Annotated in this window: 25 protein-coding genes and 2 pseudogenes; 13 read left to right on the forward strand and 14 right to left on the reverse strand. The window is 62.9% G+C overall.

Annotation, left to right across the window (positions count from 1 at the left end; translation table 11 throughout):
* Positions 1–52 precede the first annotated feature (52 nt).
* Genes AC5RVN_RS03715 through AC5RVN_RS03725 form a run of 3 tightly spaced genes read left to right on the forward strand, consistent with a single transcriptional unit; the run spans position 53 to position 3,167 of the window.
* On the forward strand, positions 53–1,405 hold the full coding sequence (locus tag AC5RVN_RS03715) for an extracellular solute-binding protein (RefSeq protein WP_494137417.1): 1,353 nt from the start codon (positions 53–55) through the stop codon (positions 1,403–1,405).
* Between the two features lie 2 nt (positions 1,406–1,407).
* On the forward strand, positions 1,408–2,289 hold the full coding sequence (locus tag AC5RVN_RS03720) for a carbohydrate ABC transporter permease (RefSeq protein ID WP_494137119.1): 882 nt from the start codon (positions 1,408–1,410) through the stop codon (positions 2,287–2,289).
* Positions 2,286–3,167: a carbohydrate ABC transporter permease gene (locus tag AC5RVN_RS03725; protein ID WP_494137120.1), complete on the forward strand. Its 882-nt coding sequence runs from the start codon at positions 2,286–2,288 to the stop codon at positions 3,165–3,167. The genes AC5RVN_RS03720 and AC5RVN_RS03725 overlap by 4 nt, the downstream gene beginning before the upstream one ends.
* Positions 3,168–3,208: 41 nt before the next feature.
* On the opposite strand, the gene AC5RVN_RS03730 is transcribed toward AC5RVN_RS03725, so the two are convergent.
* Positions 3,209–3,412, reverse strand: coding sequence for a hypothetical protein (locus AC5RVN_RS03730; protein WP_494137121.1), 204 nt, complete (start codon positions 3,410–3,412; stop codon positions 3,209–3,211).
* Positions 3,413–3,822: 410 nt separating this feature from the next.
* Here AC5RVN_RS03730 and AC5RVN_RS03735 point away from each other — a divergent pair, with 410 nt between their 5' ends.
* Together AC5RVN_RS03735 and metE are read left to right on the forward strand one after the other, a co-directional pair.
* The gene (locus AC5RVN_RS03735) at positions 3,823–4,788 is read left to right on the forward strand and encodes a methylenetetrahydrofolate reductase (RefSeq protein ID WP_494039874.1); all 966 of its coding nucleotides are present in this window, start codon (positions 3,823–3,825) and stop codon (positions 4,786–4,788) included.
* A gap of 53 nt (positions 4,789–4,841) precedes the next feature.
* Positions 4,842–6,207, forward strand: a pseudogene (gene metE, locus AC5RVN_RS03740) (5-methyltetrahydropteroyltriglutamate--homocysteine S-methyltransferase); the annotation flags it as partial.
* Positions 6,208–6,259: 52 nt separating this feature from the next.
* Here the strand turns inward: metE and AC5RVN_RS03745 are convergent.
* The gene (locus AC5RVN_RS03745) at positions 6,260–6,763 is read right to left on the reverse strand and encodes a DUF2004 domain-containing protein (RefSeq protein ID WP_494039873.1); all 504 of its coding nucleotides are present in this window, start codon (positions 6,761–6,763) and stop codon (positions 6,260–6,262) included.
* Positions 6,764–6,808: 45 nt separating this feature from the next.
* Complete coding sequence (locus tag AC5RVN_RS03750) at positions 6,809–7,726, reverse strand: LysR family transcriptional regulator (RefSeq protein ID WP_494137122.1); 918 nt, start codon at positions 7,724–7,726, stop codon at positions 6,809–6,811.
* 411 nt (positions 7,727–8,137) lie between these two features.
* On the opposite strand from AC5RVN_RS03750, the gene nrdH reads away from it, so the two are divergent.
* From nrdH to nrdF, 5 genes are all read left to right on the forward strand, one after another.
* Positions 8,138–8,383, forward strand: coding sequence for a glutaredoxin-like protein NrdH (gene nrdH, locus AC5RVN_RS03755; RefSeq protein WP_050054847.1), 246 nt, complete (start codon positions 8,138–8,140; stop codon positions 8,381–8,383).
* Positions 8,384–8,511: 128 nt separating this feature from the next.
* A complete protein-coding gene (gene nrdI, locus AC5RVN_RS03760) occupies positions 8,512–8,964 on the forward strand; it encodes a class Ib ribonucleoside-diphosphate reductase assembly flavoprotein NrdI (RefSeq protein ID WP_494137418.1) in 453 nt (150 codons plus the stop codon).
* Positions 8,965–8,984: 20 nt separating this feature from the next.
* A complete protein-coding gene (nrdE, locus tag AC5RVN_RS03765) occupies positions 8,985–11,105 on the forward strand; it encodes a class 1b ribonucleoside-diphosphate reductase subunit alpha (RefSeq protein WP_494137123.1) in 2,121 nt (706 codons plus the stop codon).
* A gap of 38 nt (positions 11,106–11,143) precedes the next feature.
* The gene (locus AC5RVN_RS03770; protein WP_494137124.1) at positions 11,144–11,935 is read left to right on the forward strand and encodes an NUMOD3 domain-containing DNA-binding protein; all 792 of its coding nucleotides are present in this window, start codon (positions 11,144–11,146) and stop codon (positions 11,933–11,935) included.
* Positions 11,932–12,906, forward strand: coding sequence for a class 1b ribonucleoside-diphosphate reductase subunit beta (gene nrdF / locus AC5RVN_RS03775; protein WP_494137125.1), 975 nt, complete (start codon positions 11,932–11,934; stop codon positions 12,904–12,906). Before AC5RVN_RS03770 ends, nrdF begins: the two co-directional genes overlap by 4 nt.
* 66 nt (positions 12,907–12,972) lie before the next feature.
* Here the strand turns inward: nrdF and AC5RVN_RS03780 are convergent.
* The 3 genes and pseudogenes from AC5RVN_RS03780 to AC5RVN_RS03790 form a co-directional block, all read right to left on the reverse strand.
* Positions 12,973–13,187, reverse strand: a pseudogene (locus tag AC5RVN_RS03780) (integrase core domain-containing protein); the annotation flags it as partial.
* A 301-nt stretch (positions 13,188–13,488) separates the two neighbouring features.
* Complete coding sequence (locus AC5RVN_RS03785; protein ID WP_494137126.1) at positions 13,489–14,079, reverse strand: hypothetical protein; 591 nt, start codon at positions 14,077–14,079, stop codon at positions 13,489–13,491.
* Positions 14,076–14,573: a DM13 domain-containing protein gene (locus tag AC5RVN_RS03790; RefSeq protein WP_494137127.1), complete on the reverse strand. Its 498-nt coding sequence runs from the start codon at positions 14,571–14,573 to the stop codon at positions 14,076–14,078. The genes AC5RVN_RS03785 and AC5RVN_RS03790 overlap by 4 nt, the downstream gene beginning before the upstream one ends.
* 256 nt (positions 14,574–14,829) lie before the next feature.
* Here AC5RVN_RS03790 and AC5RVN_RS03795 point away from each other — a divergent pair, with 256 nt between their 5' ends.
* Positions 14,830–15,021: a three-helix bundle dimerization domain-containing protein gene (locus tag AC5RVN_RS03795; protein WP_494039867.1), complete on the forward strand. Its 192-nt coding sequence runs from the start codon at positions 14,830–14,832 to the stop codon at positions 15,019–15,021.
* A 44-nt stretch (positions 15,022–15,065) separates the two neighbouring features.
* On the opposite strand, the gene AC5RVN_RS03800 is transcribed toward AC5RVN_RS03795, so the two are convergent.
* The 3 genes from AC5RVN_RS03800 to AC5RVN_RS03810 form a co-directional block, all read right to left on the reverse strand.
* On the reverse strand, positions 15,066–15,287 hold the full coding sequence (locus tag AC5RVN_RS03800) for a glycerophosphodiester phosphodiesterase (RefSeq protein ID WP_494039866.1): 222 nt from the start codon (positions 15,285–15,287) through the stop codon (positions 15,066–15,068).
* Positions 15,284–15,769: a PI-PLC domain-containing protein gene (locus tag AC5RVN_RS03805; RefSeq protein ID WP_494137128.1), complete on the reverse strand. Its 486-nt coding sequence runs from the start codon at positions 15,767–15,769 to the stop codon at positions 15,284–15,286. The genes AC5RVN_RS03800 and AC5RVN_RS03805 overlap by 4 nt, the downstream gene beginning before the upstream one ends.
* Before the next feature lie 323 nt (positions 15,770–16,092).
* Positions 16,093–16,638, reverse strand: coding sequence for an AMIN-like domain-containing (lipo)protein (locus AC5RVN_RS03810; RefSeq protein ID WP_494137129.1), 546 nt, complete (start codon positions 16,636–16,638; stop codon positions 16,093–16,095).
* 270 nt (positions 16,639–16,908) lie between these two features.
* On the opposite strand from AC5RVN_RS03810, the gene AC5RVN_RS03815 reads away from it, so the two are divergent.
* Both AC5RVN_RS03815 and AC5RVN_RS03820 read left to right on the forward strand, forming a co-directional pair.
* Entirely contained in the window at positions 16,909–17,469 is a 561-nt protein-coding gene (locus AC5RVN_RS03815) for an RBBP9/YdeN family alpha/beta hydrolase (protein WP_494039863.1), read from the forward strand.
* 60 nt (positions 17,470–17,529) lie between these two features.
* A complete protein-coding gene (locus AC5RVN_RS03820) occupies positions 17,530–18,426 on the forward strand; it encodes a DNA/RNA non-specific endonuclease (RefSeq protein WP_494104886.1) in 897 nt (298 codons plus the stop codon).
* Between the two features lie 92 nt (positions 18,427–18,518).
* On the opposite strand, the gene AC5RVN_RS03825 is transcribed toward AC5RVN_RS03820, so the two are convergent.
* From AC5RVN_RS03825 to AC5RVN_RS03845, 5 genes are all read right to left on the reverse strand, one after another.
* Positions 18,519–18,716 (reverse strand): hypothetical protein, encoded by a 198-nt coding sequence (locus AC5RVN_RS03825; RefSeq protein ID WP_494137130.1) that lies wholly within the window; start codon positions 18,714–18,716, stop codon positions 18,519–18,521.
* Between the two features lie 1,114 nt (positions 18,717–19,830).
* Positions 19,831–20,598: an SCO1664 family protein gene (locus AC5RVN_RS03830; RefSeq protein ID WP_494137131.1), complete on the reverse strand. Its 768-nt coding sequence runs from the start codon at positions 20,596–20,598 to the stop codon at positions 19,831–19,833.
* A 2-nt stretch (positions 20,599–20,600) separates the two neighbouring features.
* A complete protein-coding gene (locus AC5RVN_RS03835) occupies positions 20,601–21,155 on the reverse strand; it encodes a DUF3090 domain-containing protein (protein WP_494137132.1) in 555 nt (184 codons plus the stop codon).
* Positions 21,156–21,179: 24 nt separating this feature from the next.
* On the reverse strand, positions 21,180–21,872 hold the full coding sequence (locus tag AC5RVN_RS03840) for an MSMEG_4193 family putative phosphomutase (RefSeq protein ID WP_494137133.1): 693 nt from the start codon (positions 21,870–21,872) through the stop codon (positions 21,180–21,182).
* Between the two features lie 65 nt (positions 21,873–21,937).
* Positions 21,938–22,312, reverse strand: a complete 375-nt coding sequence (locus tag AC5RVN_RS03845) for a UBP-type zinc finger domain-containing protein (protein ID WP_494137419.1) — start codon at positions 22,310–22,312, stop codon at positions 21,938–21,940.
* Positions 22,313–22,399: the final 87 nt, after the last annotated feature.

Consider the following 22,399-nt stretch of genomic DNA (forward strand, 5'->3'; position numbering starts at 1 on the left):
GGCTGGGGCCCGCCGACAAAGGGGCACCGCAGCCTTGATTGAATGGAGCACCATGCGTCGCCCGGCCCTGAAGACCATGTCCCTGATTGCTTCCGCGCTGATGGTCCTGACGGCGTGTACGCCAGGTGCTGCCGAGGACGAGACCAAGACGCTGAAGGTGGTTTATCAGAAGACTGATTCCTTCACCGCCTTGGACACAATGTTCCAGGCAGCGAAGCAGCAGTTCGAGGCCGCGAATCCGGGAGTCTCAGTTGAGCTGCAGCCCATCCAGGGCAATGACGACGACTACGGCACCAAGCTGGCCCTCGCCCTGAGGTCGCCCTCCACGGCGCCGGACGTCTTCTACGAGGACACCTTCAAGGTCCGCTCCGACGTCGACGCCGGGTACCTCCTTAAACTGGACAGCCACCTTGAGGGCTGGGCGGACTGGGACAAATTCGACGACGGCGCCAAGGCGGCAGGGCGGGCGGACGACGGCGGAATTTACGCAGTGCCGCTGGGCACCGACACCCGGGCCATCTGGTACAACAAGAAGATCCTTGAAGCGGCAGGGATTACCGTCCCCTGGAAGCCGCGCAGCTGGCAGGACATCGTGGACACCGCACGCAAGATCAAGGCCAATGATCCTTCGGTGGTCCCCTTCAACATGTACGCCGGAAAGGGCACCGGGGAGGCAACTGTGATGCAGGGCTTCTACCAGCTCCTGCACGGAACCGGGTCTGCGCTGTACGACGAGGAAACGAAAAAGTGGGTGGTGGGTTCCGCCGGCTTCAAGGACTCGCTGACCTTCCTCAAGACCCTTTACAACGAAGGGCTTGCCGTAACGCCTGCGGAAGCCCTGGATGCGAACGTGTGGAAAAAGGTGTTCGGCGAATGGTTCCCGAACGGGAAGCTCGCGGCCACCGTGGAAGGCTCCTACGCACCGTCGTTCTGGCAGGAAGGCGGCAGCTACGAGTGGCCGGGCTACGAGCAGGAGATGGGAGTTGCCCCGTTCCCCACGCGCGACGGCGGCGCCCCGGGAGCGGTGAGCATGTCCGGCGGCTGGACCCTTGCCGTCGGCGCCGGCACGAAGGAGCCCGACCTCGCCTTCAGTTTCCTCACCACGGCGATGAACCGGGAGAATTCCCTCGCTTTCACGCTGGACAGTTCGCAGATCGCTGTCCGCAGCGACGTTGCCGGGGACTCCGGCTACCAGGCGGCAAATCCGTTCGTGAAGGATGTCTCCGACCTCGTTTCCGTGACGCGGTACCGCCCTGCAACGTCCGACTATCCCCGGATTTCCGCCGCAGTCCAGGAGGCCACAGAGGCCGTCATCACCGGCAACCGCTCGCCGGAACAGGCCGCTGAGGAGTACGACTCAGCGGTCACGGACATCGTGGGCGGCGACAACACCGTCCGGAAGTAAACGTGCCGGCCCGAACGAGGGGACGCAGCCTGCTGCGTTACCTCCCCGTCCTGCCTGCCGTCCTGCTCCTGGTGGTTTTCCTTGCCGGCCCGGTGCTGTGGGCTTTCCACGCGTCCTTCACCAACGCCGGACTGACCGGCCGCAACGCTCGCAGCCCCAATTGGATCGGCCTGGAAAACTACCAGCGGCTGCTGGTGGATCCGGTGTTACCCCTGTCGCTGGGGCTCACCGTGCTGTTTGTTATCGGGTCAGCGGTCCTGGGGCAGAACCTGCTGGGGCTTGCCCTTGCCGTCCTCATGCGCCGCGCCCGCCGGGTTGTCTCCGGTGTTGTTGGAACAGTGGTGGTGGCAGCCTGGGTGCTTCCCGAGATCGTTGCCGCCTTTGCCGCCTATGCCTACTTCAGCCGCGACGGTACCCTGAACCAGTTGCTGGGCGGCCTGGGTATGGGCGAGCAGGACTGGCTCTACTCTTGGCCCATGGCCGCGGTGGTGCTGGCCAACGTCTGGCGGGGAACAGCCTTCTCAATGCTCGTCTACCGCGCGGCGCTGAACGATGTTCCCGCTGAGGTGGCCGAAGCCGCACAAATGGATGGTGCCCGGGGCTGGCAGGGCCTCGCCTTCATAACGCTGCCCATGATCCGCGGGAGCATCGCCACCAACCTGATGCTGATCACGCTGCAGACGCTGGCCGTTTTCACCCTGATCTGGGTGATGACGGCCGGGGGCCCGGCCAACGCAAGCACCACGCTGCCCATCCTGGCCTACCAGGAAGCTTTCCGGTTCGGGGACATCGGGTACGGCACTGCCGTAGCTTGCGTGCTGATCCTCATCGGGGCGGTCTTCGGCGCCGTCTACATCCGGCTGCTCAGGGAGTCGAAGCAATGACAGCGCCCGCCCACGCATCGGAAGCCGTTCCTTCCGGGCAAGCTCCTGCGCGGACCCATTCAGGGCGCGGCAGCAGCACTCCCGCTGATGTGTCACTGCTGATTCTGGGCTGTTGTTTCCTGCTGCCACTGCTCTGGCTGGTCCTGGCTTCCCTGGACGCCGGGGCCGGGCACGAAACAAGGGTCCCTGCCCAACCCGGTCTCGAAAACTTCGCAGCCATCATGACACCCGGGCTGCTGTTCCAGCCGCTGTGGAACAGCCTGGTGCTGTCTGCCGGCACGGCCACCGTCACCCTCGCTGCGGCCGTGCTGGCCGCCTACCCGCTGTCCCGCTACCGGTCCAGGTTCAACACGCCGTTTATGTACGCCGTCCTTTTCGGCACCTGCCTGCCCATCACAGCCATCATGGTGCCGGTTTACGGGCTGTTCGTTCAGCTGGAACTCCTGGACTCGATGCCGGCCACGATCCTATTTATGTCCGCCACCGCCCTGCCCATGGCCATTTGGATGACCCGGAACTTCATGGATGCAGTGCCTGCCTCCCTGGAGGAAGCTGCCTGGGTGGACGGCGCGTCGAGGATGACGGCACTGCGCACCATCGTCCTCCCTCTCATGCGCCAGGGGCTTGGCGTGGTGTTCATCTTTGTGTTCATCCAGGCATGGGGGAACTTCTTCGTCCCGTTCGTGCTGCTCCTTTCTGAGGCGAACCAGCCGGCCGCCGTGTCCATATTCAGCTTTTTCGGACAGCACGGGGCAGTCGCCTACGGCCAGCTGGCTGCGTTTTCCATCCTGTACTCACTGCCGGTCCTGGCCATGTACGTCATCGTCGCCAAGGGCGCCGGAAGTTCCTTCGCCCTTTCGGGCGCGGTGAGGGGTTGAACCGGCCCTGCAGCGCGAGCGGCCTGGCCCGGAAGCGGACGTCAGTCGATGTCCTCGATGACCACTCCGTAAGGGAGGGTGTCGTCGAGGTGGGCCTGATGGCCAGTGGGGCCGGGGTTGTAGGTGACTCGGACGCCATGCAGCTTGTCCGCAGCAGACTGCTGCAGGACAGGCTTGACGGTGCTGATGAACATCTCGCTTCTGTCGGCGAGAAACTCCTTGTAACTGGCTGGAAGCTCGCTCATGTCAAAAGGATAAACCTGGAAAGGCACAGTGGGGAGAGGGGCCTTTCTGTCGGAACGGCCCGGTAAGGGAGCCGCACCGGGAAGGGTTGCAACGAAGATTGTTCTGCCACAAGGCCGAAGCGGGGCGTAAGACTGCGTCTTAATTCGGTCCGCACCTTGAATGCTCTTCCTGGCGCTCCTAGAGTTCTATACAAGTTACCGCGGTAACGTGTCAGCGATCCTCCGTTGCGGAGGGTGTGGGTGCCCCCATGTGGGCCTGACATTTGCCTACGGACAACTTCATTCCAGGCGTAACAGTCGCGGCTGCGTCCTCGTGAAGTTCCTCCGTGTTCCCCAAACTCGAATCATTGCCGGCGTCCTGTCACAACTGTTGACAGGCAGCCGTTAATGGCCCAAAGCCAAGGACGCAAATGTCGCCACCCAGCCCTATTGACACACACCCTAATCTTTCCGACGCCGCTCCGGTGGCCCTCTCCTACGAGCTGTTCCCGCCACGTTCGCCGGCAGCTGCGGAAACCCTCTGGACCACCATCCGCGAGCTGGAAACCACGGAACCGGACTACGTCTCTGTCACCTATGGTGCCAGCGGCTCCAACCGGGACACCGCCGTCGAACTCATCAACCGGCTCCTGATCGAAACCACCCTCCGCCCGCTGGCACACCTCACGTGCGTCGGAAACACGCCGGAGGAGCTGGCTGGAATCATCGGTGAACTGCTGGACACCGGCGTGCGCGGCATCCTCGCCCTGCGCGGTGATCTGCCCAAGGAGGGCGGGGCCCATGTGCCCGGGTCATTGCGCTATGCACAGGATCTGATCGAACTGATCCGCCGTGTTGAACAGCGCCGCTCGGCGCTGCTGTGTGCCGGGAAAATTGCGGTGGGCGTCGCGGCGTATCCCACCCGCCATCCTGAATCACCCAGCGAGGAACACGACGTCGAGGTGCTGCTCGCCAAGCAGCGTTCGGGCGCCGATTTCGCCATCACCCAGGTCTTTTTCCACGCCGAACAGTACGCGGACCTGCTCACCAGGGCCCGGCGCGCAGGCGTCACCATCCCCATCATTCCCGGCGTCATGCCCCTCACCAGCCTCCGCCGCCTGAACCGGCTTGGCGAACTGGCGGGTGTGGAACCTGATCCCCGGCTGATCGCGCGCCTCGGCGGCGCAGACACTGACCTTGAAAGGCTCCGCATCGGCGTAAACGCCACCGTGGACCTTGCCAACGCAGCACTGGAGGCCGGTGCTCCCGGTATCCACCTGTACACCTTCAACGAGCACCAAAGCGCCCTCGAGGTCCTGGACAAGCTGGCCCTTCCACGGCGCAGCAGGGCCGGCACCCGCCAGGCAGCGGCCGCCGGCCGCCAGCTCGCCGGCTAAACACTTCTTCCTCCGCACCACCCGTAAGCACTACCTGCAACTTAGGAATTGCCGAGTTGAAGGCCGCGGCGGGCAGGCTCACCGTCTCCACCTCCACGTCCACGCAACACGTCCCGCACGACGTCGCCGAAGAGACGCAGCTTCCCGAGCAGCTCCGCAGCTGGCTGGCCTTCTCCGACCAGAAGGCAGTTGAGGTCAAGACCCTGGCCTCCTACCTGGCAGAACCGACCTCGGCCAGGGCAGCCATCGAGGAAGCAACTGCAGTGATCGCTTCCCGTGCCACCGCTGAAGGCGTCCGCCGTGCGGAGGTCCGTGCCCGCACCGAGGCCCTGACGGCCGCCGACTTCAGCCGCTCCGAATACTCCGAACGCGAAGCTGCCAGGAAGAGGCCCTGAATCTTCCGCCGCTGCCCACCACCACGATCGGGTCCTTCCCGCAGACCTCGGAGGTCCGTTCGGCCCGGGCCCGCAACAACAAGGGCGCTCTCACCGACGAGCAGTACGAAAAGCTCATGAAGGACGAGATCAAGCGCGTCGTGGAGCTGCAGGAAGAGCTCGGTTACGACGTTCTGTACACGGCGAGCCCGAGCGCAACGACATGGTGCAGTACTTTGCCGAGAACCTCGAAGGATTCGACGTCACCGTCCACGGCTGGGTCCAGTCCTACGGTTCCCGCTGCACCCGACCGTCCATCCTTTGGGGCGACGTCACCCGCAGCGCCCCCATCACGGTGGCCTGGGCCGAGTACGCACAGTTCCTCACCACCAAGCCGATGAAGGGCATGCTCACCGGTCCGGTCACCATCCTGGCCTGGTCCTTCGTCCGTGACGACCAGCCGCTGGGCGAGACAGCCAACCAGGTGGGCCTGGCGCTGCGGGACGAGATCGCCGACCTCGAAGCTGCCAGCATCAAGGTCATCCAGGTGGACGAGCCCGCCCTGCGCGAACTCCTTCCGCTGAAGAAGGCTGACCACGCCGACTACCTGAAGTGGTCTGTGGATTCCTTCCGCCTGGCAACCGCCGGTGCTGCGGACGCCACCCAGATCCACACCCACCTCTGCTACTCCGAGTTCGGCATGATCATCGACGCCATCGACGGCCTCGACGGCCTCGACGCCGACGTTACGTCCATCGAGGCCGCATGGTCCCGCATGGAGGTTGTGCACGACCTCGAGTCACACGGCTTCGGGTGCGGCGTGGGCCCGGGCGTTTACGATATCCACTCCCCGCGCGTACCGGGTACCGAGGAAGCCACCGAGCTGCTGGGCACCGCCGTCAAGCACGTGCCTACCCGCCAGCTGTGGGTCAACCCGGACTGCGGCCTTAAGACCCGCGGCTACACCGAGACGGAGGAATCCCTGCGGAACCTGGTGGAGGCCACCAGGACCGTCCGCGCGGGCCTGCTGCAGGCCGTGAAGTAAGGCAACAAAAAACGGTGGTTGAGCCCTGAGCCCAACCACCGTTTTTGCGTTGTCAGGACCAGACGATCTCGTCGTCCACCACGCCATCCTCATCGGCTGACGCCACGAGGACCTCATCAGTGAAATGCTCGCCCAGGGTGAAGTCCATGACGAAGTAGCGTTCGGGCTGGCCGGGGTAGATACCAACGTGGCCAAGTTTCAGCGCCTTGAGGAACACCGCATGGGTCAACTGGCTGCGGTCGGAGACGCCGAAAACCTTTTGCAGGTGCTCGTCCTTGAGCGCGCTGCAGTGGAAGTGGAGGTACTCCTGGGGGCTGGTCCCCTCCTGCTCCAGCTCCTCGGCGATCATGTCCCGCACCTCGTCCACCAGCTCAGGCAGGAAGCGCAAACGGTAGTCGACCTTGCGCAGGGCGGCTTCGTCAAAGTGATCGTGTGCGGTAACGTTCAGGTCGATTTCCAGCGGATGGCCGCGCAGTTCATGCTTGGCGGCGATGAAGTGATCCCTGCCGTGGTTGAGCTCGATCTCTCCAAAGTGCTGGCTCGCTACCTTGTTCATAGTTTCAACATAGACCCGAACCGCAGTGCATTCCAGCGTTCCGGGCTAATTCACCGCTGTGCGCATCCCCGCCAGCGTCTCGGCCAGCAGGTCAACAAACAGCTGCACCCGGGCTGTTTTCCTGTCATTGATCAGCAGCGCGAAAACGTTGCGGGCAAGCCGGATCTCGGGAACGTCAAGCACCACCACTCCGGCAGGCCGGTGGCGCAGTGCCAGTTCGGGAACCAGCACCGCCCCGAGCCCTGCCGCGGCCATCTCCAGGCTCGCGTGGAAGTCGTCACTGTGCGCCACCACCCGGGGATGCAGGTTACAGCCCGCGAAGAGCCGTTCAATCACCATGGCATCGCTGGTACCCGGGTGGTGCATGATCCAGGGCATTTCGGAGAGGTGGTCGGCAGCAACCTTGGCGTCGGACCGGAAACCCCAGCCGGCGGGCAGCACCACGCGGAAGTTGTCGTCGCCGATCCATTGCCGGTTAATGGTGTTCGGCCACGCGAACCCGGTCTGGCCCACCTGGAAGACCACGGCCAGGTCAAGGTCGCCGCCAGTGCGGAGCCCCTGTATGGTCTGGCCGGGCTCCGCTACGGACACCTTCAGGTCAATGCCCAGGTTCTTCCAGGCCGGGTTTTTCAGGATCCGGGGGAGGACGTAGGTTGCCAGGCTGGGAAAGATGCCCAGCCGAAGTTCCTGGTTGGCGGTGTCCTGGGTCCTGGAAGCTGCGGCCATAAGGGCTTCCATGTCCGTGAGCACCTTGGCTGCATGCCGGGTCATGACGACGGCGGCTTCCGTCGGCACCACGCTGCGTGCGGAGCGCTGGAAGAGGACGACGCCGGTGTCCCGTTCCAGCGCCGACATCTGTTGGGAAACTGCCGAGGCTGTATAGCCCAAGGTTGACGCCGCCGCCGCGAACGATCCCAGCCGCGTGACCTCCAGGAGGGTCTTCAGGTGTACCGGATTTACCACCTGATCACAGTACTCTGCGCCCCAGCGCTGAAGAAGCTGCCGCTACATCCGCTCCCTGTACTTAGTGGCCGTGGTGTTGCTCACCCGTAATGGTTCCCGGGGTCACTTTACGCGCCATTTTCGATTCCAGGGGCGGACGCATCCGGGGCACCGACACGCCGTCTTTTCCACGACACGCAGGGCGTTAAATGTGGCTAAGTACTCCACAGGGTGTGGATCCCGTCCGCTAAAACAGCGGGATCCCGGACATTTTGGCGGCACCTCCCTGTGGATTAAAGGTGCATTAAATGACATACTTGTAATACATCATCTTGGGGTTCCGAAGCGGCGTCTGCACTACATGTAGTATCGACATACAGCTTGGACCGGGACACCGGACCAGCGAGGACTTCGACAAAGGGGACAGGAACAATGACCGTAACGGTTTACACAAAGCCTGCTTGTGTTCAGTGCAACGCCACCTACCGGGCGCTCGACAAAAAGGGCATCGCCTACCAGAGCGTTGACATCTCCCAGGACGCCGAGGCACTCGAGCGCCTGAAGGCTCTGGGTTACATGCAGGCACCCGTTGTGGTTACCGACCAGGACCACTGGTCAGGCTTCCGCCCGGACAAGATCGAGGAACTGGCGCTCTCCGCTGTTTCCTCCGTGGCCTAGGGGTCACTCCTTTTCTTGCCCGCAACAGACAACAAGCTGAGGTGACTCCGACGGCAGCACCAGCAGCCCAGGACTTCCACACAGCACAGGAATCCCGGACATCGCAGGAATCTCCCGCGGCTCAGCGCGTGGATGCTTCCGCACCGGCTCCGGCTGTTGTCACCGGCAGCCGGCTCATCTACTTTTCCTCGGCATCCGAGAACACCACCCGCTTTGTCTCAAAGCTGGGCCGTGAGGTGGCGCGGATTCCGCTGCTCGCCAAGGATGCACCCCTTATCGCCACCCAACCGTTCGTGCTGGTGGTGCCCACTTACGGCGGCACCGGGGGAGAGGGTTCTGTCCCCAAGCAGGTCATCCGGTTCCTGAACGTTCCGCAGAACAGGCAGCTGCTTCGCGGAGTGATCGGTGCCGGCAATACTAACTTCGGGGACAACTACTGCATGGCGGGGGACATCATTGCCGCCAAGTGCGGAGTACCGCACCTCTACCGCTTCGAATTAATGGGCACGCCAGAAGACGTGACCCGCGTAAACAATGGATTGGACACGTTTTGGACACGACTGTCGCAGACACAGAAGTAACCAGGGCCCAGAAGCCTGAGATGCCTGCCGCTTACAAGGGCCTGGGGTATCACGAGCTGAACGCCATGCTGAACCTCTACGGCCCCAGCGGCGAGATCCAGTTCGAGGCGGACCGCGAGGCCGCGCACCAGTACTTCCTGCAGCACGTGAACAACAACACCGTGTTCTTCCACGACCTGGAAGAGAAGCTCGAATACCTGGTCAAGAACGACTACTACGAGCGCGAGACGCTGGACCAGTACACAATGAACTTCATCCGTGACCTGTTCAACCGCGCCTACAAAAAGAAGTTCCGCTTCGAGACCTTCCTGGGCGCCTTCAAGTTCTACACGTCCTACACGCTCAAGACGTTCGACGGCAAGCGCTTCCTGGAGCGCTACGAGGACCGCGTCTGCATGGTGGCCCTGCACCTGGCCCGCGGCAACGAACAGCTCGCCACCCAGATGGTGGACGAGATCATCGACGGCCGCTTCCAGCCGGCCACCCCCACGTTCCTGAACGCCGGCAAGAAGCAGCGCGGCGAGCTGGTCTCCTGCTTCCTGCTCCGCATCGAGGACAACATGGAGTCGATCGGCCGCTCCATCAACTCCGCCCTGCAGCTGTCCAAGCGCGGCGGCGGCGTGGCGTTCGCGCTGACCAACATCCGCGAGGTCGGCGCGCCCATCAAGCAGATCGAGAACCAGTCCTCCGGCGTCATCCCCGTGATGAAACTCCTTGAAGACAGCTTCTCCTACGCCAACCAGCTCGGTGCCCGCCAGGGTGCCGGTGCCGTGTACCTGCACGCACACCACCCGGACATCTACCGCTTCCTGGACACCAAGCGTGAGAACGCCGACGAGAAGATCCGCATCAAGACCCTCTCGCTCGGCGTCGTCATCCCCGACATCACATTCGAGCTGGCGAAGAAGGATGAGGACATGTACCTGTTCTCGCCGTACGACGTCGAACGCGTCTACAGCATGCCGTTCTCCGACGTCTCGGTCACCGAGAAGTACTACGAGATGGTGGACGATTCCCGGATCAAGAAGACCAAGATCAAGGCGCGTGAGTTCTTCCAGACCCTCGCCGAGATCCAGTTCGAGTCCGGCTACCCGTACATCATGTTCGAGGACACCGTAAACCGGGAAAACCCGATTGACGGCAAGATCATCATGTCCAACCTGTGCTCGGAGATCCTCCAGGTTTCCCAGCCCACCACGTACAACGATGACCTGTCCTACGCGGACACCGGCAAGGACATCTCCTGCAACCTGGGCTCGCTGAACATCGCCAAGGCCATGGACTCCCCGGACTTCGGCCTGACCATCGAGACGGCCATCCGTGCACTCTCGGCGGTGTCTGACATGTCCAACATCACCTCCGTGCCGTCCATCGCCAAGGGCAACGACCAGAGCCACGCCATCGGCCTGGGCCAGATGAACCTGCACGGCTACCTGGCACGGGAACGGGTCCACTACGGTTCCGAAGAGGGCCTGGACTTCACCAACATCTACTTCTACTCCGTGGTGTACCACGCAATCCGCGCCTCCAACCTGCTGGCCATCGAGACCGGCCAGACGTTCGGCGGCTTCGAGAAGTCCAAGTACGCGTCGGGCGAGTTCTTCGACAAGTACACGGAGCAGGAGTGGGTGCCGCAAACCGAGAAGGTGCGGGAGCTGTTTGAGAAGGTGCACATCCCTACGCAGGCTGATTGGCTGGCGCTGAAGGCTTCGGTCATGGAGCACGGCATCTACAACCAGAACCTGCAGGCCGTGCCGCCGACGGGCTCGATCTCCTACATCAACAACTCCACCTCCTCGATCCACCCCGTGGCGTCCAAAATTGAGATCCGCAAGGAAGGCAAGCTGGGCCGCGTCTACTACCCGGCGCCGTACCTGACGAACGACAACCTGGAGTACTACCAGGACGCGTACGAGATCGGCTACGAGAAGGTCATCGACACCTACGCCGCTGCCACGCAGCACGTGGACCAGGGCCTGTCCCTGACGCTGTTCTTCAAGGACACCGCCACCACGCGCGACATCAACAAGGCCCAGATTTATGCCTGGAAGAAGGGCATCAAGACCATCTACTACATCCGTCTCCGCCAGCTCGCGCTGGAAGGGACCGAGGTGGACAACTGTGTTTCTTGCATGCTCTAGTCAGTCGAATTAGGTTGAAATTCCGTAGGGGATGAAGGATGGAAACGACGACGGCGACGGGCGGCTTGGTCTACGGCATCCGGCTTCGGCGGGAGGTCGAGTACCGCTATGTCGGTATCACTACCAAGACAGCCAGTCGTCGTTTCCATCAGCACCTGCGAGTGGCCGCGGAGGGACGGAAGACGCCGTTCTATGACTGGGTTCGTAAGCAGAACCCGGGTGACCTCATCGCTGACGAGCTGGATTGGATAGAAGGCCTGCAGGAGCTGGGCCAGGCTGAGATGAACTGGATCAGCTACTTGCGCCGGGAGGGCGACCGGCTGCTCAATCTTTCGGATGGTGGCCTTGGTCCTACCGGGGTCATTTGGACCGAGGAGATGCGGGAGGCTGCACGAATCCGGAATACAGGCAGAAAAGGTCTGAGCCGCCCGGGTGCTGCCAATCCATTCCACGGTAAGAGGCACAGCCCAGAGCAACGCAAGAAGTGGGAAGAAAGCCGCAAAGGGACAAACTCTGGAGCGGATAACCCCAATTTTGGAAAGTTTGGGCCCGACCATCCGGGATTCGGGCATGCTGTCAGCGAGGAAACACGGAAGGCGCTTTCGGAAGCAAAGAAGGGTGCCGGGAACCCGAACTTCGGGAAAAAGGCCAGCGCCGAAACCCGTGCGAAAATGTCAGCAGTACGGAAGGGCCGCCCAATGCCTTCCAGCCAGCGCACCGCACACACGAGACATCACACCAACAAAGGCATCGAGAAAGCCGACTGCAAGTACTGCGTCGAGGACTCAGCCAAACCAAGTCTCTCTTCAGAAAGTGAGTCGGAGTCATGACCGAAAAAGTAAAGCTTCTCAGCCATGTTGAGGCCATCAACTGGAACCGCATCCAGGACGACAAGGACGTGGACGTCTGGAACCGCCTGGTCAACAACTTCTGGCTGCCGGAGAAGGTGCCGCTGTCCAACGACGTCCAGTCGTGGAACACGCTGACGCCGGCCGAGCAGCAGCTCACCATGCGCGTGTTCACCGGGTTGACCCTGCTGGACACTGTCCAGGCAACTGTTGGCGCTGTTTCGCTGATCCCGGATGCGCTCACCCCGCACGAGGAGGCCGTCTACACGAACATCGCGTTCATGGAGTCGGTGCATGCCAAGAGCTACTCCTCCATCTTCTCCACGCTGGCCTCCACCAAGGAGATCGACGAGGCGTTCCGCTGGTCCACGGAGAACGAGAACCTTCAGAAGAAGGCCCAGATCGTCATGGACTTCTACCAGGGCGACGACCCCCTGAAGCGGAAGGTGGCGTCGACGCTGCTTGAGAGCTTCCTGTTCTACTCGGGCTTCTACCTGCCCATGTACTGGTCCTCGCGCGCTAAGTTGACGAACACGGCTGACCTGATCCGCCTGATCATCCGTGACGAAGCCGTGCACGGCTACTACATTGGCTACAAGTTCCAGCGGGCCCTCGAAACGGTTACCCCGGAACGCCGTCAGGAGATCAAGGACTACACCTTCGAGCTGCTCTTCGAGCTGTACGAAAACGAAGTCCAGTACACGCACGATCTGTACGACGGCGTCGGCCTGGCCGAGGACGTCAAGAAGTTCCTGCACTACAACGCCAACAAGGCACTGATGAACCTGGGTTACGAGGCCATGTTCCCGTCATCCGTCACCGACGTGAACCCGGCCATTCTCTCGGCCCTGTCCCCGAACGCTGACGAGAACCACGACTTCTTCTCGGGCTCGGGATCTTCGTACGTGATCGGCAAGGCCGTCAATACCGAAGATGAGGACTGGGACTTCTAGGTTTGTGGGGGATCGGAACCTAGTTGGCGATTTCGCGACTAGTTGTTCTCTGTCAGTGGGGTGGTTGTTGTAGAAGTTTAGCCATGGCTGCAGGGCCTCGGTGCGTGCCCGGTTGGACGTGAAGGGTTGCCGGTAGGCCCATCCTTCCTGGAGGGTGCGGTTGAAGCGTACTGCTTTGCCGTTTCGCCAGGGGTGCCGGGGTTTGAACAGGATGTGTTGGCGGCCAGTGCGTCCTGGAAGTTCCGGGAGAGCCGGTAGGCGAAGGCGTTATCTGTCATGACCCGGCGAACGGGTACGCCTTGGTCTGCCCCATGGCTGCTGCGGCCCGGGTAGGAACCACAAGCTCCGTGCTACTCGCAGCGTTCCGCCACCGTTGGCATCTTCCCTTGGAAGTGTGCGTCAATGGTTCCGTCCTCGCCCAAGGTGCGCTGGCTCCGGATGACCGCATCCGTACCGGAGAGGGTAGCAGCCTTTTCAAGCCAGGTGGAGTCCGGAGGCCCTGCTATTGCAGGGCCTCAAGCCCGTCTCACTCATCCCGTTTATGGATTGAGCCGGGGAGCGGGACTCTAAAGGACGGCCCCGTCATGGAGCCTGGTCCGCTGAGATCGGCGGGGGAAGCCCCTTGTCCAGAACGCGATCATCAGCCTGACAGTCGCTGCACCGCCGGCATAGATCCAGGGCGACCCCCATGCGCCCTCCGGAGTCGGGGTTGTGAAGGACACCACGGCCGCGGCCGCGGCCAGTAACGCCTCCGAGCCGGCCTGCAGTGGCCGGGCCCCATTCTCGGGGCATGCCATGCGGGTGAGCGGGATGATCGGCAGGAGGAACAGGCAGAGGCTGAAGATCGGCCAGATGCCTTTGAAGGTGAAGATCACCAGACAGCCAGCCGCCGGCCCAGCAGCCCACGTTAAACAGTGCCAGGGGAACGAGCAGGGCGCCGGGCAGCAGGAACGCCACGGCCTGCCTAACCGACGGGATCTTCCCGGTGGGCCCGAAAATGCAGGCCCCGATCAGCAGGTAGACGGCCGCATACCAGGGCAGCAGCTGGATGATGGGATTCGCCAGGTTGAACACCAGCAGGGACAGCGCCGGGACCACGACGCACACGGCGGCGAACGTCCACGAGCGGTGGGCCGGAGCGGGATATACCCAGGCACTAGCCTGAGCCTTCACTTCTGGTCGCTGAGGACTGCCACTGCCCGCGTGTTCTTGGCGGAGTAGTCATAGATCAACACACTCCGAGCTGGATCCTGCATGGCCGTCCACATTTGTGCGTCCATCACAAAACGTTGGGTGGCGCCGTCCCGGAATTGGCCAATCTCGATCATCTCCGTCGATGACAATTCAAGATCTCCGCCGACGCCGGCAGCAAGAGTGCCGGGGCTGAGCATGACGCGAAGATCCTTGCCGGGCTCACTCGCCATGTTCTCTAGCTGCAGAACTGCGCCGGACTCGTTGACCTCGAGGGTGGCCGTGCCAGAGGTAGCTGCAGTCAGGGACTGGAACGAGCCCTGCATCGTGGCGGACACAGCCGAGGGACTAGGGAAAGCCGAAGCTGCTTCGACTGGGCGGGTGTCCTGATCGTGCCCAGGCTCTGAGTAAGTACACCCCGCCAGGACCGACACCAGGACTCCGGCGAGCAGCACACGTCGCACCAGTTTCATCATGCCCCCGATGATTCGTTTCTTTGGCACCCTACCCGAGTCCAAGGCGGGGAGGCACAACCAGGCCACCGCACATATTGAGCCCATGGCCCGGATCTGCCCGGTCACGAGCTGCTTGTGCCAGGACTGCCCGGAGGAGCGCTGCATGCTGACCGTGGGAACCAGGGGCAACCTGCCCAGGGCAGGTAGTGGTCAATAGCCCTTGCCGACGAAAAAATCCAGTCTTGCATCTGGGAATCCTCGCCTCGAAACTCTCCCAATGGGCGTCATTGAAGAACTGCGTCCACTCGACCACGTCGTGGACCGCCTCGCGGAAAAGTACCCGGACATGCCGCGGAAACGCATTGAGGACATCGTCGAGCAGGAGCACCGCTTCCTGGACGAAGGCAGGGTCCGGGCCTATGTTCCGGTCCTGGTTGAACGCGCTGTCAGGGACCGGCTAAGACAGTAGTCGCACTCGCCAGACATCTGGGCTTCCAGCGACTTGGTTGCTGGTTAGCTTGTTGCCAGGCCAGATGCACCAGGAGTCAGAGCGTACTCCTTGGGTAGCTTCAGTGACAGTTCCTCCGTGACGTCGCGGATACGGTCCAGGTAGTCGGTGATGAGTCCGTCGCCGCCGGCGTCCATGAGGGCGCGCATGGTGGGCTGGTCGTTGACGATCCAGGGGATGACCTGCATGCCCTTGGCGTGTGCGCGTTCCACCATGTCGGCCGTCACGACGGGGTGTAGTCGGGGTCGGTGACCTTGCCGTTCTGCGGGTTTCCGTGGACGAGGGAGATGGCGTCGAAGCCAAGGGAGGCAGCGGCCTTGACGAGGTCCCCGCCGAAGTCATAGGAGTCGGTGCCGCCCAGCCAGGGTGAGGCGCCGGGCTGGCCGGTCTGCAGGAAGTCCTTGTTGGTCAGGGCCACGGTCCGGAGGCCGGGTTTGCGGTCCTGCACGAGGCAGAGCGCGCCCCAGTCATAGCTTTGGATGGAGACGCGGTGCTCCATGTTGACGGCCTTCATCTCGCGGATGGCGACGTCGACGAACTGTTCGCACGACGCGGTCTGCGCGGGGGCGCCGGCTTCGACCTTAGTTACAATGTTGAACTTCACCTGGCTGGCCTTCTGGACTTCGTTCCACTGGGTATTGCGGTCGACCTTGGTGAAGGCCTCTGCCTTTGCTGTAAGGCCCTTCTGGGTTTGCCCGTTGGTGGCCACAGCGCAGTTTGCGGCTGACAGGGTGGCTACTGCTCCGAGTGCGTGGTGGGGATGCCTGGCGACCGAATGCGATCAAACGTAGGTGCTGGGAGTGGCGAAAGCGACAACGACAGGTGCCGAGAGGATGAAGCCGAGAGATGGGAGAGTGGCCCCGGGAAGTGGCTCCGGGCAGGACGAGCGCTCAGGTCGACTGGCCGGCGGACAGGAAGTTCATGCTGGCAGTTACCTGGGGAGCTTGGGAAGCCCGCGGTGGCCTTAGCTGAACCACACGGAAGAAGGTGCCGCACACCGAATCGCGGGCGTGCGGCACCTTCTCAATTACGTCACCAGGAGTGGGCGACGTCCACGATCAGCCGGGAACCGGATCCTGGCCCGTCCAGGGTGAAGACCCTGAAGGGCAGCCGGGCGCGGACGCCCAGGCCGATGCTGGTGGAACCCTCAAAGCTTCCGGCGTAAACGACCTGCCGGAAGGTCTGGTAGCCGGCGACGTTGGACAGTTCAGCCTTTGCCGCCGGGTTGTAGGTGACGTTGCCGTTGCTGTCATACGAGGGTGCATTCACGACGACCTGCAGGCGCGCTTTGCCATACACGGGGATCGTGTAACCGGTGGGGTCCTGGATGATTTCCGGGACGTAGCGGACCGTGTAGCCCTTCGCAGGGCCGTTGAGGTCAACCACCATCCGGTCGAAGCAGGGTTGCTGCCCTGTCCGGACGTTGGTGACGGACGCGGAGCTCATCCCGGCCATGGACTTAGCCAGGGAACCCCATTCGAGACCGCAATACGATGCTGCCGAGGCGGGCCCCGGTGCCAGAATGCCCAGCCCGACGGCTGCCAGGAGGGCCGTGAGCCAGAGAAAGAGTTTTTTCATTGGGTGCTTCCAAGGGGAGTGGGGCGGTTGGATAGCTCAAGATTAGGGAGTGCGAGGGGCACAAAACGAGGCTTGTTGCCGCTTCGGGGCGAAACCGTAAAGAACACCACCTCCCGGTCACGTGCTAGTAAATTCGGGGGTTCTCGTCCGGCCGTTTTAATCGTTTTGGTGCCGTTTCTGGACCCGCCCGTGACGCCGGGTAACGACGCCGGGCGCCGCCGTCGCGGCATCGCTACCCGGACTGCCGGCAACCCTTTAGGCTCATTGCCTATGAGCGAAGTCGAGCGCGTCATTATTGTCCACGGGTACGAAGCTGCACCGGATGCTAACTGGTTTCCTTGGCTTGAAGGTGTACTCCAAGCAGAAGGCATCGGCGTCACTGTCGTTTCCCTGCCCGCCCCGGACGCTCCTGATGCGGCAGCGTGGGAGAGCGCTGTCAGTGCCGCTCTTGGGGTGCCCGATAGCAGGACGGCGGTTGTGGCACATTCCCTCGGCGCGGTTACTGCACTGCGAGTACTCGCGGCGCTGCCGGAGCCATGGGAGCTAGGCGGTCTTGTGCTGGTGGCCGGCTTCACTCAACCACTGGAAGCGTTGCCGGAGCTGGATGGCTTTCTTGCAACGGACGTTGACGTTGAACGCGTGGCCAGGAGTATCGGCAAGCGGGCCGTGCTCCGCTCGGATGCGGATCCCTTTGTGCCGCCGGCAGCGTCCGATGAGCTTGCCGGGCGGCTCAACGCACAGCTACAGGTGGAACCAGGAGCGGGACACTTCATGGCTAAGGATGGGGTGACAACCCTCCCAGCCGTGCTTGACCTGCTGGGGTCGCACTAGGAACCGCCTTCGCCGCCTTGGTGACACCCCACCTTCACCGGGCACTGATAGGGTCCGGGCATGGATGATGAATTATTGCTTGCACGGACCGCTACCGTCGAAGACCTCGCCGCCAGGGGCGGCTACAATGAGGGCTTCCTGGGCGTTACCGTACCCATCCCGACGCTGGCCGGGGTCGAGACAGTCCTTTTGCCATACACGCACTTCTCAGTGCTGATGCGCCCGGACAAACGCCTCGCGGCCGTGACAGCACTGGGGATTGATGGCGGCAAACTCATGGACCTGGACCGCGCAGGAATCAACTGGCGGCTGGATCCACGGCTGCGTGAAGACCAGCAGACGGGTGAACGGGTCTACGCCCGCAACGACATCGATCGCGGACACCTGGTCCGACGTGCGTCCGCCGTCTGGGGTGAGAGCCGGGCCGAGGCGGCACAGGCCAACGAGGACACATTCCACTACACCAACGCTGCGCCGCAGGCCGCCAAGTTCAACCAGGGCATGGAACTGTGGCTCGGCATGGAGTCCTACCTCCTGGACCACGCCGCCCATCACAGCCGGAAACTCCTGGTGTTTACCGGGCCGATCTTCAGCGACCTCGACCCCGTCTATCGGGGAGTCGGCATCCCCCTGCGGTATTTCAAGGTCGCAGCCTTCATCCATGGGGGCGAGCTGGCAGCCACCGGGTATGTCGTTGACCAGACACCCCAGCTGGCCGACCTGCCGGACGTGCCGCGGCCGGGCGCCGTTGAGGAGGCTCCGCCATTGGGCCCGTTCCGAACCTTCCAGGTACCCGTCCGCGATATCGCCGAACTCACTGAACTGAACCTCGACCAACTCGTTGCCGCCGACAGGATGCCGATCGCCGCAACCCTCCGCACCGCCCGGGTCGGGACCACCTGGCGGGAACTGGTGTCCACAGAGTGCCTCGATCTTGACTTTGACCTGGACGCGTAAGGGAACACCCGCCAGCCTGGCCTCTGAGGACCTCCACCGAACAGGCGCGGGCCAGCGCTGGTAGCCGGATTGGCGTTATTGGCCGTGTCGCCTCAGGACGCGGCGATGACGATGTTCTTATGAATGGGCTTCCACCCGCCGTCGAGGAGCTTATCGACGTCGTAGCCGTCCGACACCAGTACCGTCTCAGCAACACCCACACCGCTTACCTGGACGACTTCCTGATCGTCCGTTAGATCGGAGCAACCGCCCACCCACATGGCCTCAGCGTCTTGGCGTACTGCGACCACACAAGCCCGATGGCCGTCGGCGCTTTTCGCTCCGAAATACCTGATCTCGTTGTGCTCGACCAGGAACCTCACGGTACTGGAAGGTATCTCGTCTTAGGGCCATACGGTAATCCCGGCAGGAAGTTGATCTTCCGCATCGGCTGGAGACTCAAGAGCGCTGATTTTCGGTGCTGAAGTGCAGCCCGTCAGTAGAAGTGCTGCTACAACTGCGGCCGCAAAAACTTGCTGTTTCATAGCGCTGCCCCCTCAGGCTCATGGTCACGTCAGCCTACTGCGTTGCTGCCTTACGTGTTACACCCATCGACCTCGAAGGTGATTGGGGGCGTTTACCTGCGGACTTTCCTCAGCCGCAGCCTGCGACGTACTGGGGCTTGCCCTGTGACTGGGCGGACACGCCGCCAAGGCTTGTGAGCGTGGCTGGTGTGCTGTTCCGCCGGGGCGGAAGCCACCAGCGTTGAGCCGTTACGCCGCCGACGCAACCGCAGGATCACGATCACAGTCAGTCCAATCCAGGCGAAAGCGGCAAAGAAGACCAGCAATACCGTGGGGACCGTGTCCATGGCTCATAGTAGGTGCTGGGGATGTCCGGTTCCCCTGTCCACTCAAAAGGTTTACTAACCCGTAACTGAGGTGGAGGGACCGTTATCTGCTGATGATCTTCCAGCCGGGGCCACGTGCCCATCACGGAAATGTACTCACGACGGTCCGGTCCCTGCCTACACCCACAGAGGTCCGTTTTGGCGGAGCGTATCAGATCCGGCCTGAGGTGCTTCCACGCCGCCGGGCGGCAAGAGCGGCGAGGTCTCGGATCAGCCGCTGCACCTCGTGCTCCCGGCCGGTAGAGGGCTTAGCCTGCTGTGCAGGCCGCGGCCGAACAAGGGAATTTTTGGGCGGGCCGGGAACCGGAGCTTTCCCGCCACGTGCTTCCTCCACCAACGGTGCCCTGCTCATACGTCCCCCCTGACGTAGTCATCTGCTGTCTGCAAGTCACTCTAGGAAGCCCGAGGGACAAAGCGGAAGCACGTTTGCCCCTTCTTGGGGAACAATTGTGTCGATCTTGAGTTTCCGCCCTACAAAGCCACTGCCTGCCCGGGGTGACGGGATGGAACAGGCCTTAAAACAGCGGCCAGGGCACCGCCGGCATCCCGCCACTCGGAGCCGGAAAACGCCCTGCTGAGCGCAGCCGGGCGCAACGCGCGGCAAGCGAGGCAATCTCGTCGGCGCTGAGCAGGCCCGCCAGGTTTCGGCCCAGCTCACCGTGAAGTTCCTTGCTGACACGATCGATGCCTTCGTGCTCCTCAGGGGTCAGAGCCTCGCCCAGCCACCCCCACAGCACTGTGCGCAGCTTGTGGTCACGGTGAAACGTGAGCCCATGGTCCACGCCGTGCCGGTGTCCGTCCCACATGGCAAGAATGTGATCGCCCTTGCGGTCCGCATTGTTGACGACGACGTCGAACACCGCCATCCGCCTGAGCGCCGGAGAGTCCTCGTGGACGAGGGCGACCATCCGCCCGTCCTCATCCTGACCTTCAAGAACGTGTTTCCAACCGGTCTTCGGCACGCCGTCCGACGCAACGAGGTCCACCGCGTTCTGGCCGGGGTCAGTCTCCTGCCACAGCTGCACCATCCCTTTACCTAAGGGACCATCGCGCAGCCAGGTGCGCGGCACCACGTTCCAGCCAAGAACCTCCGAAACCAGGTAGGCGGCAACCTCCCGGTGGGCAAGGAAACCATCGGGAAAATCCCACAGCGGTTTTTCCCCGGCAACCGGTTTGTAGACGACGGTCGTGTCGCCGATGGTCCCCACGAAGGTGGCGTTCGACGCCGTCGTAATGCGCCCGGTTAGCGTCAGCTCCGCGGTCAACAAATCGGGCGCCGGCATTATCAGACCTCGGGCAGAGTGCAGACGTGGCCGTCGGCGTCTACCGGGTATCCGCAAAGCGGGCATGCCGGACGCCCGGCGCCCACGACCTCACGGGTGCGCTTGGCGAATGCGCGGGCGGCGCCAACTGGCATCCGCACCAGCAGCATTTCGGGCACGTCAGCCTCGTCCTGATCAAGGGCTTCGTCGCTGCCATCAGGGTCGTTATCGGTGATCGGGTAGGCCTCTATGACGACCTGGGCGGTCGTCGGGTCCCAACCTAAGCTCATGGCGCCGGCCCTAAACTGCTCATGAACGGCCTCGAGCTGATCATTGTCCACCAGTTCTATGGGAGTACCGGTGGGAACACTGTGGGGGTTGCCCTCCAAGGTCAGAAGCTGGTCGAGGATTTCGTCGATTTTCTCCGCGAGCAGAGCCGACTGTTGCTTCTCCAATGCGACACTTACGATTTGGGTCCCGGCCCGCACCTGCAGGTAAAACGTACGCGCCCCAGGAAGGCCAATGGTGCCAACAACGACCCGATCAGGCCAGGCAAATTCATGAACACGTGTAGGCATACGAGCATTTTAGGCACATGAGGTTCAGAGCGCCCTTTGCCCTGCACCGCCTCCCACCGGCGCGTCGCTCGAGTGGACGCCGTTCGACAGCCAGGACAGATCCCCAGCGTCGGTGTTGGTCGCGTACACGCTCGGCCGGTTGGCGCCGTAGCTGACGATCGATACGGAGGCCGGCCCAACGTTTATGCGCTGGAACAGGTCGAGGTGCATGCCCAGCGCGTCGGCGACGATGGATTTGATGATGTCACCGTGACTCACCGCCACCCATACAGCTCCCCGACCGTACTCGGCCTCGAAGGCTGCATCGTGGCGGCGAATGGCCGCTACCGCCCGAGCCTGCATGGCAGCCATGGACTCACCGCCGGGAAATACGACGGCGGACGGCTGCGACTGCACAGCCGGCCACAGATCCTCCGTGGCGAGATCACTGAGCGTGCGGCCCTGCCACTCGCCGTAATCGCACTCGGTGAGGTCGGGGTCCACCGGCGCGTACGGAGAGCCGGCCTGGCGGTCGAGGATGAGCTGGGCGGTCTGCCGGCAGCGCTCGAGAGGGCTGGAAACCACCCCAACTACGGGCATGCCCGCGAGCCGCTCTCCGGTCAACGCCGCCTGCTCGCGGCCGACCTGGTCCAGGCCGACGCCTGCGGCCCGACCGGCCAGCAGCCCGGTGGCATTGGCTGTGGTGCGGCCGTGCCGCACGAGAAGAACTGTCGCCATCCACCCAGCCTAACCAGCATCCCTCGGTGAAGCCCGCCGTCGCGCGCTTAATTGTGGCGCCGCGGCTACCGGTGCAGGCGCTCCTGCCAGTCTGCCGGAACCTTGTCCGCCGGTGCAGGTGCCGGCTGCTCCGGCGGCCTGGATTGAGGATCCGGAAGCCGCGGGCCGCGAAAGAACTTCTTCGTGGTGTGCTCGTAAAACCAGTCCTCCCCAGGTTCAAAGGACCTGATGACGGGGTGACCGGCCGTGAGGGCGTGGAGACTGGCATGTTGCGAGGGTGATGAATCGCAGCATCCAATGTGGCCGCATTGCGCACACCGGCGCAGGTGCAGCCACCATCCCGGGCCGTCACCTCCGAGGCACTCCAGGCACCCGGGTCCACTGGGTGTGGCGCCGAGGCTGATTCCTGGGATATGGCGCTCCTCCATGGGGTCCTCCATCTTCACCGCGCTCCGGTTCTGCTCAAGTCATCCTGCCTGCCCCGCATCGGGAGCTATTCTGACAGAGTCTTCGCGCCCTTGTCGCCG

It is taken from the genome of Arthrobacter sp. sptzw32, assembly GCF_059089735.1.

Bases quoted from the DNA above. Each gene is read 5' to 3' on its own strand.
- nrdH (WP_050054847.1), top strand. From the start codon at position 8,138: ATGACCGTAACGGTTTACACAAAGCCTGCTTGTGTTCAGTGCAACGCC.
- AC5RVN_RS03745 (WP_494039873.1), bottom strand. From the start codon at position 6,763: ATGAACAAGGTAGCGAGCCAGCACTTTGGAGAGATCGAGCTCAACCAC.
- AC5RVN_RS03795 (WP_494039867.1), top strand. From the start codon at position 14,830: ATGGGCGTCATTGAAGAACTGCGTCCACTCGACCACGTCGTGGACCGC.
- AC5RVN_RS03730 (WP_494137121.1), bottom strand. From the start codon at position 3,412: ATGAGCGAGCTTCCAGCCAGTTACAAGGAGTTTCTCGCCGACAGAAGC.
- AC5RVN_RS03790 (WP_494137127.1), bottom strand. From the start codon at position 14,573: ATGATGAAACTGGTGCGACGTGTGCTGCTCGCCGGAGTCCTGGTGTCG.
- AC5RVN_RS03735 (WP_494039874.1), top strand. From the start codon at position 3,823: ATGTCGCCACCCAGCCCTATTGACACACACCCTAATCTTTCCGACGCC.
- AC5RVN_RS03715 (WP_494137417.1), top strand. From the start codon at position 53: ATGCGTCGCCCGGCCCTGAAGACCATGTCCCTGATTGCTTCCGCGCTG.
- AC5RVN_RS03820 (WP_494104886.1), top strand. From the start codon at position 17,530: ATGGATGATGAATTATTGCTTGCACGGACCGCTACCGTCGAAGACCTC.
- AC5RVN_RS03835 (WP_494137132.1), bottom strand. From the start codon at position 21,155: ATGCCTACACGTGTTCATGAATTTGCCTGGCCTGATCGGGTCGTTGTT.
- nrdF (WP_494137125.1), top strand. From the start codon at position 11,932: ATGACCGAAAAAGTAAAGCTTCTCAGCCATGTTGAGGCCATCAACTGG.
- AC5RVN_RS03815 (WP_494039863.1), top strand. From the start codon at position 16,909: ATGAGCGAAGTCGAGCGCGTCATTATTGTCCACGGGTACGAAGCTGCA.
- AC5RVN_RS03770 (WP_494137124.1), top strand. From the start codon at position 11,144: ATGGAAACGACGACGGCGACGGGCGGCTTGGTCTACGGCATCCGGCTT.
- AC5RVN_RS03840 (WP_494137133.1), bottom strand. From the start codon at position 21,872: ATGGCGACAGTTCTTCTCGTGCGGCACGGCCGCACCACAGCCAATGCC.
- AC5RVN_RS03830 (WP_494137131.1), bottom strand. From the start codon at position 20,598: ATGCCGGCGCCCGATTTGTTGACCGCGGAGCTGACGCTAACCGGGCGC.
- AC5RVN_RS03725 (WP_494137120.1), top strand. From the start codon at position 2,286: ATGACAGCGCCCGCCCACGCATCGGAAGCCGTTCCTTCCGGGCAAGCT.
- AC5RVN_RS03845 (WP_494137419.1), bottom strand. From the start codon at position 22,312: ATGGAGGACCCCATGGAGGAGCGCCATATCCCAGGAATCAGCCTCGGC.
- nrdE (WP_494137123.1), top strand. From the start codon at position 8,985: ATGCCTGCCGCTTACAAGGGCCTGGGGTATCACGAGCTGAACGCCATG.
- AC5RVN_RS03810 (WP_494137129.1), bottom strand. From the start codon at position 16,638: ATGAAAAAACTCTTTCTCTGGCTCACGGCCCTCCTGGCAGCCGTCGGG.